This window comes from Pseudomonas sp. PWP3-1b2, assembly GCF_049896045.1.
Lineage (GTDB): Bacteria > Pseudomonadota > Gammaproteobacteria > Pseudomonadales > Pseudomonadaceae > Aquipseudomonas > Aquipseudomonas antarctica_B.
On record NZ_JAFCTN010000024.1, the window covers coordinates 1 to 13,813 of the forward strand.

Genomic DNA, 13,813 nt, shown 5'->3' on the forward strand with positions numbered 1-13,813 from the left:
CTAAAATACAAAACGCCCGATGCGGTGCATCGGGCGTTAGGGTGAAATAGGTGTAAACCTATTTCAGGACTAGACACAGGCCATTTTTGGCCTTGAACTCACGACGTCGACGGTGCAATACCGGCTCGGTATAACCGTTCGGCTGCCGGGTGCCTTCAATCACCAACTCCACAGCTGCCTGGAACGCGATGTTGCTGTCGAAGTCCGGCGCCAGCGGGCGGTACAGCGCGTCACCGGCGTTCTGGCGGTCTACCACCGGCGCCATGCGCTTGAGGCTTTCCAGCACCTGGGCTTCGTTAACGATGCCGTGGCGCAACCAGTTGGCGATGTGCTGGCTGGAGATGCGCAGGGTTGCGCGGTCTTCCATCAGGCCGACATCGTTGATGTCCGGCACTTTCGAACAGCCCACGCCCTGGTCGATCCAGCGCACGACATAGCCGAGGATGCCTTGGGCGTTGTTGTCCAGCTCGTTGCGGATTTCTTCGTCGGACCAATCGGTGTTGCTGGCCAGAGGAATCGTCAGGATGTCATCCACCGAGGCGCGTTCGCGCTTGGCCAGTTCGGCTTGGCGGGCAAACACGTCGACCTTGTGATAGTGCAGGGCATGCAGCGCCGCCGCGGTCGGCGAAGGAACCCAGGCGGTGTTGGCGCCGGCCAGTGGGTGAGCGATTTTCTGTTCAAGCATCGCCGCCATCAGGTCGGGCATCGCCCACATGCCTTTACCAATTTGTGCACGGCCTTGCAGGCCAGTGCTCAAGCCGATATCGACGTTCCAGTTCTCGTAGGCGCCAATCCATTTTTCCGCCTTCATCGCGGCCTTGCGCACCATCGCGCCGGCTTCCATGGAGGTGTGGATTTCGTCGCCGGTACGGTCGAGGAAGCCGGTGTTGATGAACACCACGCGCTCGCTGGCCGCCTTGATGCAGGCCTTGAGGTTGACCGTGGTGCGGCGCTCCTCGTCCATGATCCCGACTTTGAGGGTGTTGCGTGGCAGGTTCAGCACGTCTTCGATGCGGCCGAACAGCTCGTTGGTGAATGCAGCTTCTTCGGGGCCGTGCATCTTTGGTTTGACGATGTAGACGGAGCCGGTGCGGCTGTTCTTGCGGCTGCTGTTGCTGTTGAGGCTGTGGATTGCCGCCAGGCTGGTGAGCAGGCCGTCGAGTATGCCTTCGGGCACTTCGTTGCCGTCTTTGTCGAGGATCGCGTCGATGGTCATCAAGTGCCCAACGTTGCGCACGAACAACAGCGAACGGCCGTGCAGCGTCACGTCCCGGCCATCCACGCCGGTATAGACGCGGTCGGGGTTCATGGTGCGGGTGAAGGTCTTGCCGCCCTTGGCCACTTCTTCGGCCAGGTCGCCTTTCATCAGGCCGAGCCAGTTGCGGTAGATCACCACTTTGTCGTCGGCATCCACGGCAGCCACGGAGTCTTCGCAGTCCATGATGGTGGTCAGCGCGGCTTCCATCAGCACGTCTTTAACGCCGGCGGCGTCGGTCTGGCCGACCGGGGTGCTGGCGTCGATCTGGATTTCGAAGTGCAGGCCGTTATTTTTCAGCAGGATCGCAATCGGCTCGGCCGCAGGGCCCTGGAAACCGATCAGCTGAGCGTCGTCACGCAGGCCGCTGTTGCTGCCGCCCTTGAGGCTGACGATGAGGACGCCATCGACGATCTTGTAACCGGTGGAGTCAACGTGGCTGCCGGCGCTGAGTGGTGCGGCCTGGTCGAGGAACGCGCGAGCAAAGGCGATGACTTTATCGCCACGCACCTTGTTGTAGCCTTTGCCTTTTTCGGCGCCGCCGGCTTCGCTGATGGCGTCAGTGCCATACAGCGCGTCGTACAGCGAGCCCCAGCGCGCGTTGGAGGCGTTGAGGGCGAAGCGGGCGTTCATCACCGGCACGACCAGCTGTGGGCCGGCCATGCGGGCGATTTCGTCGTCGACGTTTTGGGTCGTGGCCTGGAAGTCTGCGGCTTCTGGCAGCAGGTATCCGATGTCTTGCAGGAAGGCTTTGTAGGCCACCGCGTCGTGAGCCTGGCCAGCGTGGGTCTGGTGCCAGGTATCGATGCGCGCTTGGAAATCGTCGCGTTTGGCGAGTAGGGCTTTGTTCTTCGGTGCCAGGTCGTGGATGACCTTGTCGGCGCCGGCCCAGAACTGCTCGGCAGTGATGCCGGTGCCGGGAATGGCTTCGTTGTTCACGAAGTCGAACAGGACTTTGGCGACCTGCAGGCCACCGACTTGAACGTGTTCAGTCATCTCTTGCCTCACTCTGCGGAGCTAATGCGCTTTTCAGCTTTTCAATTTACCAATGAAGCCTCTGGCCATTTAAACCGCGAACCGGTCCCCCAGTACATGCCTGAAAGGCGGCTGGGCTGGCGGTTGTCGCGGTACGTGGGTGCCTTGGCAGACATCGACCTAAGGTTATGTAGTGCGCGATTGGGCATACTACATGATGACTTGCGGTTGTGAAAATTTGACTAAATACGTCGTTTAGCGACCCACCTGTGGCATTCGGTCACAGTGGGGAATGGGATGTTCTCAAAAAACTATCGGATTGTTCCAGATAAATATAAAAACGGTACACGATTTGTTTTCGCGGGCGCCTGCGTCCACCTTGTAGATTGAATTCAGAGGGCTTCGCCATGGACCATCTTGTACTCACTATTATCGCCGCCGACAAACCGGGCTTGGTTGAACGCATCGCCCAGAACATTGCCGCCCACGGTGGCAACTGGCTGGAAAGCCGCATGGCGCACATGGCCGGGCAGTTTGCCGGGATATTGCGCGTCAGCGTGCCAGCAGAAAACCGTCAGGCGCTGGTAGGTGCTCTGGAGGATTTATCCACACACGGTATTCGCGTGCTGGTGGGCGAGGGCAGTACCGGGCAGGCGGCGGCGTCCAAGGCAATTCTGATGACGCTGGTGGGCAATGATCGGTCGGGCATCGTGCGCGAGATCACGGCGTTGCTGAGCCGGCAGGGCGTCAACCTGGAGCGGTTGAGCACCGAAGTGCGACCGGCGCCCATGAGCAGCGATCCGCTGTTCAGCGCCGAGGCCTTGCTGCGGGTGCCGTCGACGTTATCCCTGGAAACCTTGCAGGCATCCCTGGAAACGCTGGCGGATGACTTGATGGTAGAGCTGCGCAACGAGGAGTAATTGCCCACAGGGTTATGCATGGAAATCTTGCATGGGCCTGTGGATAACCTGTAGAGACCCGGCCCCAGGCCACGCTGGCCGGGCGTCTCGGTTGTTTGAGCAAAAAACGAGCAGTTTCAACGGCTTGTGCACAAATGCCGGGGATCAGGGTGTGGATAACCTTGGGGTGGATGCCTGCAAGCCACGACAGCTGTGGCTTGCAGAGGTTTGTACGTTATTTGATCAGCGTTTGCGCATGGTCAGCCAGGCGTCCACGCTGTAGATCGCCAGCCCCGCCCAGATGAACGCGAAGGCGATCAGCGTGCTCGTCGCCAGGTGCTCACCAAACAGGAACACGGCTTCCAGCAGCACCAGCGTGGGTGCGACGTACTGTAAAAAGCCCAGCGCGGTGTAGGGCAAATGCCGCGCGGCGGCGTTGAAACACACCAGTGGAACCAACGTTATCGGGCCTGCCGCGACCAGCCACCAGGCTTGGGACGTACTCCAGAATTCCAGCTGCGCACTGTGGGCCGTGGGGTTGAACAGCAACCACGCCACGGCAATCGGCACCAGCATCCAGGTTTCCACCACCAGCCCCGGTAACGCCTTGACCGGTGCCTGCTTGCGGATCAGCCCGTAGAAGCCGAAGGTCAACGCCAGCACCAGCGACACCCACGGCAGACTGCCCACTTGCCACACCTGTTGCGCCACGCCGACGGCCGCCAGCCCCACCGCGATCCATTGCAGGCGACGCAGGCGTTCGCCAAGAATCGCCATGCCCAGCAACACATTCACCAGTGGGTTGATGTAGTAACCCAGGCTCGCTTCCAGCATGCGACCGCTGTTGACCGACCACACATACGTCAGCCAGTTGGCCGCGATCAATGAGCCGCTGAGTGCCAGAATCGCCAGGCGCTTGGGGTTGTCGCGCAACTCGCGGAACCAGCCGGGATGTTTCCACACCAACAGCAGCAAACCGCCAAACAGCGCGGACCACAGCACGCGGTGCACGATGATTTCGGCGGCGGGTACGCTGGCGATGGCTTTGAAATAGAGCGGGAACAGGCCCCAGATGATATACGCGCTGAGACCCAGGATGTACCCCTTGCGGGGGTTGGAGGATTGCATTGCAGAATCCTTGCTTAGGCAACTAACAAAGCGCGATTGTAAGGATATTTGTCAGGTAGCGGGTGGTGCTTTTCTGTGGGAGCTGGCAAGCCAGCTCTCACACAAGCCAGCTCTCACAGGGGGAGTGAGGGGGGATTTAAAACAGTTTCAGGGGCTCTTCATTGAGCGCCGACAATTGCTCGCGCAGCGCCAATACCTGATCGCCCCAATACCGCTCGCTGCCAAACCACGGGAAGCTGTGAGGGAACGCGGGGTCATCCCAGCGCCGCGCCAGCCAGGCGCTGTAGTGCATCAGACGCAAGGCGCGCAGCGGTTCGATCAGTGCCAGTTCACGCGGGTCGAAGTCGTGGAACTCCTGATAGCCGTCCATCAATTCCGACAGTTGGCCGAGGCATTCCTGACGGTCGCCGGCCAGCATCATCCACAAATCCTGCACTGCCGGGCCCATGCGGCAGTCGTCCAGGTCGACGATGTGGAACATTTCGTCGCGGCACATCATGTTGCCGGGGTGGCAATCGCCGTGCATGCGGATGTTCTTGTGCGGCGTGGCCTTGTACACCTCTTCCACGCGCTTGAGCAGGTCGCGCGCCACCGACTCATAGGCGGGCAGCAGGCTTTTGGGAATGAAGTTGCCTTCGAGCAGGGTGTTGAGGGAATCGTGACCGAAGTTTTTCACGCCCAATGCTTCACGGTGTTCGAACGGACGGGTGGAACCCACCGCGTGCAAACGGCCGAGCAGTTGCCCAAGGCGATAGAGTTGGTCGAGGTTGCCCGGCTCCGGCGCACGGCCGCCACGGCGGGGAAACAGGGTGAAGCGGAAGCCTGCGTGTTCGAACAGGCTTTCACCGTTGTGGATCATCGGCGCGACCACGGGCACGTCGCACTCTGCCAGTTCGAAGGTAAAGCGGTGTTCTTCGAGGATCGCTTCATTGGTCCAGCGTTGCGGCCGGTAGAACTTGGCGATCAGTGGCTCGGAGTCTTCGATACCCACCTGATACACGCGGTTTTCGTAGCTGTTGAGCGCCAGAACGCGAGCATCGCTGAGGAAACCGATGCTTTCGACAGCGTCGAGCACCAGGTCAGGGGTGAGTGTTTCAAACGGATGGGCCATGCGAACTCCTGCGCGCAGCAGGGCGCCGCGTCCGGCCCGCTATGGTAACGCACCGGGGGCGAGATAGGTGGTGGCTGTTCTGGCGCTATCGCAGGCAAGCCAGCTCCCACATTTTGAATTGTGGATACAGTCAAATGTGGGAGCTGGCATGCCTGCGATGAGGCCTTATCAGGCGCCGACGATACCGCCGTCATCCCGTCGAATCGCCATCACCGACGACCGTGGCTTGCCATTCGGCAGATGCTCAGGCCACGTAGAGCCGCCGATTTCACCCGGATGCTGAATCCCTACAAACAGCGTCTTCTGATCCGGCGAGAAGCTGATGCCCGTGACCTCACACGCCACCGGCCCGACCATAAACCGGCGGATCTCCCCGGTCGATGGGTCAGCGCAGAGCATCTGGTTATTGCCCATCCCCGCGAAATCGCCCGCGTTGCTGTAATCGCCGTCGGTCAGAATCCACAAGCGCCCGGCTTTATCGAAGCCCAGCCCATCGGGGCTGTTGAACATGTTCTGCGGGTTGATGTTCGACGAGCCGCCTTTGGGCGTACCGGCATGCACGCCCGGGTTGCCTGCGACCAGAAACAGGTCCCAGCTGAAATCCATGGCGCCGTGGTCGTCGGCGTTGGCCTTCCAGCGCAGAATCTGGCCATAGACGTTTTTCTCACGCGGGTTCGGCCCGCCTACCGGCTGGCCGTCTTCGCCGCGCTTGGCGTTGTTGGTGAGGGTGCAATAAACCTGGCCATCGGCGGGGCTGACCACGATCCACTCCGGGCGGTCCATGCGCGTGGCTTTCACCACGCTGGCGGCCAGACGTGCATGGATCAGCACCTCGGCCTGGTTGGCGAAACCGCTGCTGGCGTCAATGCCATTTTTGCCGTGGGTCAACTCGACCCATTGGCCCTTGCCCTTGGGATGGTCGGCGTTGCCATCGCCTGCGTCGAAAATCGCCACAAACAAGGTGCCGTGGTCGAGCAGGTCTTTGTTGGCCTTGGGGTTTTTGTGATTGATTTTGTCGCGGCTGACGAACTTGTAGATGAACTCGCCGCGTTCGTCGTCGCCCATGTACACCACCGCGCGGCCATCGCGGGTTTCCGCCAGCGCGGCGTTTTCGTGTTTGAAGCGGCCGAGGGCAGTGCGCTTGGCCGGGGTGGATTGCGGGTCGAACGGGTCGATTTCCACTACCCAGCCATGGCGGTTGAGCTCGTTGGGGTTTTTGGCCATGTCGAAACGCGGGTCGTGTTGATGCCAGTTGATGTCTTTGCTGGCGGCCACCACGCCGTAGCGTTTTTGCCCGGCGTCGAAGGCCTGTTGTGGGTTACTGCTGCCGAAGCAGTCGGTGAAGTTCTCTTCACAGGTCAGATACGTGCCCCATGGCGTCTTGCCGTTGGCGCAGTTCTGGAAGGTACCGAGGACCTTCTTGCCGGTTTTGTCGGCGGCTGTTTTCAGCCAGTCGTGGCCGGCAGCCGGGCCGCTCAGGCGGATGGGCGAGTTGCCGTGGATGCGCCGGTTGTAGCGCGAGTCCTGCACGAACTGCCAGGTGTCGCCCTTGCGCCGCACTTCGATCACCGACACGCCTTCGCTGGCCTGGGCCTTGTGCACGTCTTCGGCCGATTGCGGCGCGCCGCCGTGGGCAAAAAGGTAGCGATAGTTGGTGTATTCGTTGTTGATCGCCATCAGCGCGCGGTTGTCGTCGCCGGGGAAGGCGAACAGGCTCATGCCGTCGTTGTTGTCACCGAACTGCTGCTCCTGGGCCTTGGCCGTGCCATTGCCGGACGGGTCGAAGGCCGGGGCGTTCTTGTGCAGCGGCTGGCCCCAACTGATCAGTACCGAAGCGCTGTAGCCGGGCGGCAAGGTAATGGCGTCGCTGGTGGCGGCGGCGATGCTCGGGAAACCCAGCAACGGGCTGGCGGAAGCGGCATTCACGGCCAGCGCGCTGCGAGTCAGCAGGTTGCCGCCCAAAAACATCGCGGCGCCGCACAGGGCGCCCGCGCCGATAAAACGGCGGCGGGTGAGGCCGACCATCTGTTCAAGGTCGGTGGCTGTGTTTTCTTCTAATAGGCTCATTTCGGCTCCCTGCGGTTTTTGCAGTCACCTTAAGGAGCGCGCGTGACGAAATTGTTGCAGTTTGAAGCAGGGCGCCGGCTACACCGGCGTGCCGAGCAGCACATTGCCGGGGGCGAATTGCACCTGGATCGGCTGGCCCTCAGCCGCATTCAGCGCTGTGAGCGCGGCAGGCTGCGCCAGGGCACACAACACCAAGCCATTGGGCAGGGTGATGCGCACTTCGCTGGGGCCGTCATCGGCGTGGAGAATCGCGTCGATAATGCCGCTCATGCAATTGTGTCCAGGTGTTGCAGCGTGCCCGGTCGCGAGTAACTCCAGCCAGCCAGCCTTGATCAAGGCAACTACCTCGACACCCGTCTCCAACTCCAACCGCTGGGTACTGTCGTGGGTGATTTGCGCTTCCAGTGTCAGGCCGCCGGCCAGTTGCAGGCGAATCACGTCGTTACGGCCATGGCTGTCGATGGCCACGACCTGACCGTGCAATTGGTTGCGCGCACTGGTGCGCAACATCAGGCGGCCCAGCAGGTTGAAGTCGCGGGCGGCCTCATCCGAGCCGAGTATCTCGGCCTGCAACATTTGCAGGCGCTGGTAGAGGCGCAACACGCGCTCGCCTTCGGCAGTGAGTTTGGCGCCGCCACCGCCTTTGCCGCCAACGCTGCGTTCCACCAGCGGGTGTTGCGCCAGGTTATTCAACTCATCGATGGCGTCCCACGCGGCCTTGTAACTCAATCCAGCGCTTTTCGCGGCGCGGGTGATCGAGCCCTGCTCGGCGATATGCGCCAGCAACGCAATGCGCTGGGGGCGACGGATGATGTGTTGGCTGAGGGAGGTCGGCAGAGACATGGGGATGCGCTTTTATAAGGTCAGCGGACGTTGCAGGCGTGGCGCGCGGGAGTCAAGTCATGCCCCCGGTTTTGGCGTGCGCGCCAGGCAGTAGACATCGACCTGGCGCGCGCCGGCCTCCATCAGCAAGCGGGCCAGGCTGTGGGCGGTGGCGCCGGTGGTCAGCACATCATCCACCAGTGCGAAGTGGCGGCCTTGCACCTGGGCGCCGGGTGCCAGGGCAAACGCAGCGAGCAGGTTGCGCTTGCGCGTCTTGGCATCGAGCGCTTGTTGCGCGACGGTTTCATGGGGGCGTAACACCAAGTGTTCATCGCAGGGCACGTTGAGGCGCTCACTGAGCCAGCGAGCCAGCATCTGCGCCTGATTGAAGCCGCGTTCGCGCAGGCGTTTGCGCGCCATCGGCACTGGCAGCAGAAGGTCGGGGCGGTCCAGTTCAGCGTTATCGAAGCGGTGTTGCAGATGGCGGCCCAGCAGGCGCGCGAGCATATGCCCCAACGGCCAGCGCGACTGGTGCTTGAAGCGGCTGATCAGGGTGTCGACGGGGAAACCATAGCGCCAGGGAGCGATTACCTGGTTAAACGCAGGCGGAAATTTCTGACATTGCCCACAGATCAAACCCTCCATCGGCAACGGCAGGGCGCACACTTCGCACTGCTCCATGAGCCACGGCAGTTCGGTTTCGCAGGCGTTGCACACACAATCGGCGGATTCGGTGGCTTCATCGCAGATCAAGCATGTATGGTTGTTTTTTAACCAGATGTAAACCTGGTGTTTGTGGCTGGGTTGACAGTGCATGAATCTTCCTTAAATATGCCGAGCATCCGTGTCGCGCTTGTGGGTATTGCCCTTCCCGCAGCGTCTGCCCAAGCATAATCAAGGAATCGCCCATGAGCGCCAGCACCACTGCAACCCTGCGTCACGATTGGTCCCTCGCCGAAGTCAAAGCACTGTTCGTGCAGCCTTTCAATGACCTGTTGTTCCAGGCGCAGACCGTGCACCGCGCGCATTTCGACGCTAACCGCGTGCAGGTGTCGACCCTGCTGTCGATCAAAACCGGCGCCTGCCCGGAAGATTGCAAATATTGTCCGCAGTCGGGCCACTACAACACCGGCCTGGAAAAAGAGAAGCTGATGGAAGTGCAGAAGGTCCTCGAAGAGGCCGCCCGCGCCAAGGCCATCGGCTCCACGCGTTTCTGCATGGGCGCCGCCTGGAAACACCCGTCGGCCAAAGACATGCCTTACGTGCTGCAAATGGTCAAAGGCGTGAAAGCCATGGGCCTTGAAACCTGTATGACCCTGGGCCGTCTCGATCAGGACCAGACCGAAGCCCTGGCCCAGGCCGGCCTCGACTACTACAACCACAACCTCGACACCTCGCCGGAGTTCTACGGCAGCATCATCACCACGCGCACTTATGGCGAGCGCCTGCAAACCCTGGCGTACGTGCGTGATTCAGGCATGAAGATCTGCTCGGGCGGCATCCTCGGCATGGGCGAGTCCCTCGACGATCGCGCCAACCTGCTGATCCAGTTGGCCAACCTGCCGGAGCATCCGGAGTCGGTGCCGATCAACATGCTGGTGAAAGTCGCCGGTACGCCGCTGGAAAACGCCGAAGACATCGACCCGTTCGACTTCATCCGCATGCTGGCCGTGGCGCGCATCCTGATGCCGCAGTCTCACGTGCGCCTGTCGGCAGGCCGTGAAGCGATGAACGAGCAGATGCAGGCCCTGGCGTTCTTTGCCGGCGCCAACTCGATTTTCTACGGCGACAAACTATTGACCACCGCCAACCCGCAGGCGGACAAGGACATGCAACTGTTCTCGCGCCTGGGGATCTTGCCCGAAGCCCGCGAAGAGCATGCCGATGAAGTGCATCAGGCGGCGATTGAGCAGGCGTTGGTGGAGCAGAAGAGCAGCGAGCAGTTTTATAACGCGGCTGTTTGACCCCGACTCTTCAATTTGGAATGCATTCCAACGGTGGGAGCCAGCATGTGTGGGAGCTGGCTTGCCTGCGATAGCATCACCACGGTGTAACTGATACACCGAGGTTCCTGCATCGCGGGCAAGCCCGGCTCCCACACAACCCAGCTCACACATTGAGAGTGTGTTCATCAATACGTACCGAGGCCAGCATGTCTTTTGATCTCGCCGCGCGCCTCGCTGCCCGCCGTGCCGAACACCTCTACCGCCAACGCCCGCTGCTGGGCAGCCCTCAAGGCCCTGAAGTGGTGGTGGACGGCCAACCCTTGCTCGCGTTCTGCAACAACGACTACCTGGGCCTGGCCAATCATCCGCAGGTGGTTGAAGCCTGGCGCGCCGGTGCGTCCCGTTGGGGCGTGGGCGGTGGCGCTTCGCATTTGGTGGTCGGCCACGCCACGCCCCACCACGAGCTGGAAGAAGCCCTGGCCGACCTGACCGGCCGACCGCGCGCATTGCTGTTTACCACCGGTTATATGGCCAACCTCGGCGCGGTCACCGCGTTGGTAGGGCAGGGCGATACGGTGCTGGAAGACCGCCTCAACCATGCCTCGTTGCTGGATGCCGGTTTGCTCTCCGGCGCGCGTTTCAACCGTTACCTGCACAACGACGCCGACAGCCTGGCCAAACGCCTGGAGAAAGCCACCGGCAACACATTGGTGGTCACCGACGGTGTGTTCAGCATGGACGGCGACCTCGCCGATTTGCCCGCGCTGGCCCGTGAAGCCAGGGCCAAAGGCGCCTGGCTGATGGTTGACGACGCCCATGGCTTCGGCCCGCTGGGCGCGACCGGCGGCGGCATCGTCGAGCATTTCGGCTTGAGCCAGGAAGATGTGCCGGTGTTGGTCGGCACTCTGGGCAAAGCCTTCGGCACCGCCGGGGCGTTTGTGGCGGGCAGTGAAGAACTGATCGAAAGCCTGATCCAGTTTGCTCGCCCGTATATCTACACCACCAGCCAACCGCCTGCGCTGGCCTGCGCCACGCTGAAAAGCCTGGAACTGCTGCGCACCGAACATTGGCGCCGTGAGCACCTCAATGGCCTGATCCGCCAATTCCGCCTGGGTGCCGAGCAGCTTGGCCTGAACTTGATGGACAGCTTTACGCCGATCCAGCCGATCCTGATCGGCGACAGCGCCAGGGCCGTGCGCCTCTCGCAGATGCTGCGCGAGCGCGGGCTGATGGTCACCGCGATCCGCCCGCCAACCGTGCCTGCAGGCAGCGCGCGTCTGCGCGTGACGCTGACGGCGGCCCACAGCGAAGCGCAGGTGCAGCTATTGTTAACGGCATTGGAAGAGTGTTTCCGCTTGTTAGGCGCCAGGGAGCCCGACCATGCGTGATCGACTGATATTGCTGCCCGGCTGGGGGCTTGGCGTCTCGCCGCTGGAGCCGTTGGCCGCTGCCTTGCGCGGGCTCGACGAACACCTGCAGGTGCAGATCGAACCCTTGCCGGCGCTGGACTCCAGCGACCTGAGTGAATGGCTCGACGAACTTGACGCCACACTGCCGGACAACGCCTGGCTGGGCGGTTGGTCACTGGGCGGCATGCTTGCCTCCGAGCTGGCGGCGCGACGTGGCGAGCGCTGCTGCGGCTTGCTGACTTTGGCGAGCAACCCGTGCTTTGTCGCCCATGACGGCTGGCCGAGCGCGATGCCTGCCGAGACGTTCGATGCCTTCCTTGCCGGTTGCCACGCCGATTCCCAGGTCACCCTCAAACGCTTCGGGCTGCTGTGTGCCAAGGGCGCCGAAGACCCGCGCGGGTTGTCGCGCCTGCTGGTCAGCGGTGCACCGAGTGCGCCTTCCAGCGTGTTGATGCCTGGCCTTGAATTGCTCGCCCAACTCGACACGCGCGACGCCTTGCTCGCTTATCGCGGCCCACAGTTGCATCTGTTCGCCGGCCTGGATGAGTTGGTGCCCGCCGAAGCGGCCAGCGACTTGCTGGCGCTGTTGCCCGACGTTGAAATCGGCCTGATTGAACGGGCCGGTCACGCTTTTCTTCTGGAAGACCCCCACGGTGTCGCGGGGGCCATCCAGGCTTTTTTGCATGAGTGTGTTGATGACTGATTTATCCCAGCCCCCACTGCCAGGCGCCTTGCCGGACAAGCGCCAGGTAGCCGCGTCCTTTTCCCGTGCCGCCGCCAGTTACGACAGTGTGGCCGAGCTGCAACGCGCGGTTGGCAGTGAATTATTGGCCCGCTTGCCCGCTGCCATCGCACCGCAACGCTGGCTGGATATGGGATGCGGCACCGGTTTTTTCAGCCGCGTACTGAGCGAGCGACTGCCCGCCAGCCAGGGTGTGGCGTTGGACATTGCCGAGGGCATGCTTAACCACGCACGGCCACTGGGCGGCGCCGAGCATTTTATCGCCGGGGATGCCGAACGCCTGCCGTTGCAGGGCGACAGTTGCGGGCTGATCTTTTCCAGCCTGGCGGTGCAATGGTGTGCCAATTTCGACGCTGTGCTCAGCGAGGCTCACCGCGTGTTGCAACCCGGTGGCGTGTTGGCCTTCGCCAGCCTGTGCGTCGGCACCTTGGCTGAGTTGCGCGAAAGCTGGCGGGCGGCGGATGGCTTGGTTCACGTCAACCGCTTCCGCACCTTTGAGGCTTATCAACAGCTGTGCGCCGACAGCGGTTTGCGCGTGGTGAGCCTGGAGCGTCAGCCCCATGTGTTGCATTACCCGGACGTGCGCGGCCTGACCCACGAATTGAAAGCACTGGGCGCGCATAACCTCAACCCGGGTCGGCCGGGAGGGTTGACGGGCCGCGCGCGGATTGTTGCACTGGTGAACGCTTACGAGCAGTTCCGTCGGGCTCAGGGCCTGCCCGCCACGTATCAAGTGGTGTACGCCGTACTGGAGAAACCTCTATGAGCGCTGCTTACTTCATCACCGGTACCGACACCGATGTCGGCAAAACCACCATCGCCGCCGGCCTGCTGCATGCCGCGCGGCTAGCGGGCAAAAGCACCGCTGCGGGAAAACCGGTAGCGTCGGGTTGCCAGGTGACGCCCAAAGGCTTGCGCAACAGCGATGCCCTGGCGTTGCTGGCGGAATGTTCTTTGCCGCTGACCTATGCCGAGGTCAACCCACTGGCCTTTGAGCCGGCCATTGCGCCTCACTTGGCGGCGCGGGAGGCGGGCGTTGCGCTGACGGTGCAGTCGCTGTTGAAACCGATGCAGCAGATTCTGGCGCGCGGGGCGGATTTCACCTTGATCGAAGGCGCGGGCGGTTGGCGCGTGCCGTTGGCCGATCAGGACAATCTGTCGGACCTGGCCATGGCGCTCCAGCTTCCGGTGATCCTGGTGGTGGGTGTGCGCCTGGGTTGCATCAGCCATGCCTTGCTCACCGCCGAAGCCATTGCGCGGGACGGTTTGCCATTGGCGGGCTGGGTGGCCAATATCATCGACCCCAAGACCTCTCGTCTGGAAGAAAACCTCGCCACGCTGGCTGAACGCTTGCCCGCGCCGTGCCTGGGCCGCGTGCCGAAACTCAAGCACGCCGGGGCTGCAGCAGTGGCCGAATACCTGGAATTGGACCTGCTTGACTGATTTTGACTATCGCGAA

Annotated in this window: 12 protein-coding genes; 6 read left to right on the plus strand and 6 right to left on the minus strand. The window is 62.1% G+C overall.

The genetic code is table 11. From position 1 onward, the window contains the following. Positions 1 to 58: 58 nt before the first annotated feature. The gene (locus ACP7A2_RS16590; RefSeq protein ID WP_426135088.1) at positions 59 to 2,251 is read right to left on the minus strand and encodes a malate synthase G; all 2,193 of its coding nucleotides are present in this window, start codon (positions 2,249 to 2,251) and stop codon (positions 59 to 61) included. A 386-nt stretch (positions 2,252 to 2,637) separates the two neighbouring features. Between ACP7A2_RS16590 and ACP7A2_RS16595 the strand changes: the two genes are divergently transcribed. Continuing rightward, complete coding sequence (locus tag ACP7A2_RS16595) at positions 2,638 to 3,150, plus strand: glycine cleavage system protein R (protein WP_426135089.1); 513 nt, start codon at positions 2,638 to 2,640, stop codon at positions 3,148 to 3,150. 222 nt (positions 3,151 to 3,372) lie between these two features. Here the strand turns inward: ACP7A2_RS16595 and rarD are convergent, their stop codons facing one another. The 5 genes from rarD to ACP7A2_RS16620 form a co-directional block, all read right to left on the minus strand. Further along, a complete protein-coding gene (gene rarD / locus ACP7A2_RS16600; protein WP_426135090.1) occupies positions 3,373 to 4,257 on the minus strand; it encodes an EamA family transporter RarD in 885 nt (294 codons plus the stop codon). 136 nt (positions 4,258 to 4,393) lie between these two features. Then, entirely contained in the window at positions 4,394 to 5,368 is a 975-nt protein-coding gene (locus ACP7A2_RS16605) for a serine/threonine protein kinase (protein ID WP_015886213.1), read from the minus strand. Positions 5,369 to 5,536: 168 nt separating this feature from the next. Then, positions 5,537 to 7,435: a PhoX family protein gene (locus ACP7A2_RS16610; protein ID WP_426135091.1), complete on the minus strand. Its 1,899-nt coding sequence runs from the start codon at positions 7,433 to 7,435 to the stop codon at positions 5,537 to 5,539. Between the two features lie 78 nt (positions 7,436 to 7,513). Beyond that, on the minus strand, positions 7,514 to 8,278 hold the full coding sequence (locus tag ACP7A2_RS16615) for a TOBE domain-containing protein (protein ID WP_426135092.1): 765 nt from the start codon (positions 8,276 to 8,278) through the stop codon (positions 7,514 to 7,516). 57 nt (positions 8,279 to 8,335) lie between these two features. Continuing rightward, positions 8,336 to 9,073 carry a ComF family protein gene (locus ACP7A2_RS16620; RefSeq protein ID WP_426135093.1) on the minus strand — a complete coding sequence of 246 codons (738 nt, stop codon included), beginning with the start codon at positions 9,071 to 9,073 and terminating at the stop codon, positions 8,336 to 8,338. Positions 9,074 to 9,165: 92 nt separating this feature from the next. Between ACP7A2_RS16620 and bioB the strand changes: the two genes are divergently transcribed. The 5 genes from bioB to bioD all read left to right on the plus strand — a co-directional run bounded on the left by bioB (position 9,166) and on the right by bioD (position 13,797). Beyond that, the gene (bioB, locus tag ACP7A2_RS16625) at positions 9,166 to 10,221 is read left to right on the plus strand and encodes a biotin synthase BioB (RefSeq protein WP_046035002.1); all 1,056 of its coding nucleotides are present in this window, start codon (positions 9,166 to 9,168) and stop codon (positions 10,219 to 10,221) included. A gap of 188 nt (positions 10,222 to 10,409) precedes the next feature. Continuing rightward, entirely contained in the window at positions 10,410 to 11,591 is a 1,182-nt protein-coding gene (bioF, locus tag ACP7A2_RS16630; RefSeq protein WP_426135094.1) for an 8-amino-7-oxononanoate synthase, read from the plus strand. Next, the gene (locus ACP7A2_RS16635; RefSeq protein WP_426135095.1) at positions 11,584 to 12,315 is read left to right on the plus strand and encodes an alpha/beta fold hydrolase; all 732 of its coding nucleotides are present in this window, start codon (positions 11,584 to 11,586) and stop codon (positions 12,313 to 12,315) included. Before bioF ends, ACP7A2_RS16635 begins: the two co-directional genes overlap by 8 nt. Continuing rightward, on the plus strand, positions 12,308 to 13,120 hold the full coding sequence (bioC, locus tag ACP7A2_RS16640; protein ID WP_426135096.1) for a malonyl-ACP O-methyltransferase BioC: 813 nt from the start codon (positions 12,308 to 12,310) through the stop codon (positions 13,118 to 13,120). Before ACP7A2_RS16635 ends, bioC begins: the two co-directional genes overlap by 8 nt. After that, the gene (bioD, locus tag ACP7A2_RS16645) at positions 13,117 to 13,797 is read left to right on the plus strand and encodes a dethiobiotin synthase (RefSeq protein WP_375066585.1); all 681 of its coding nucleotides are present in this window, start codon (positions 13,117 to 13,119) and stop codon (positions 13,795 to 13,797) included. Before bioC ends, bioD begins: the two co-directional genes overlap by 4 nt. Positions 13,798 to 13,813: the final 16 nt, after the last annotated feature.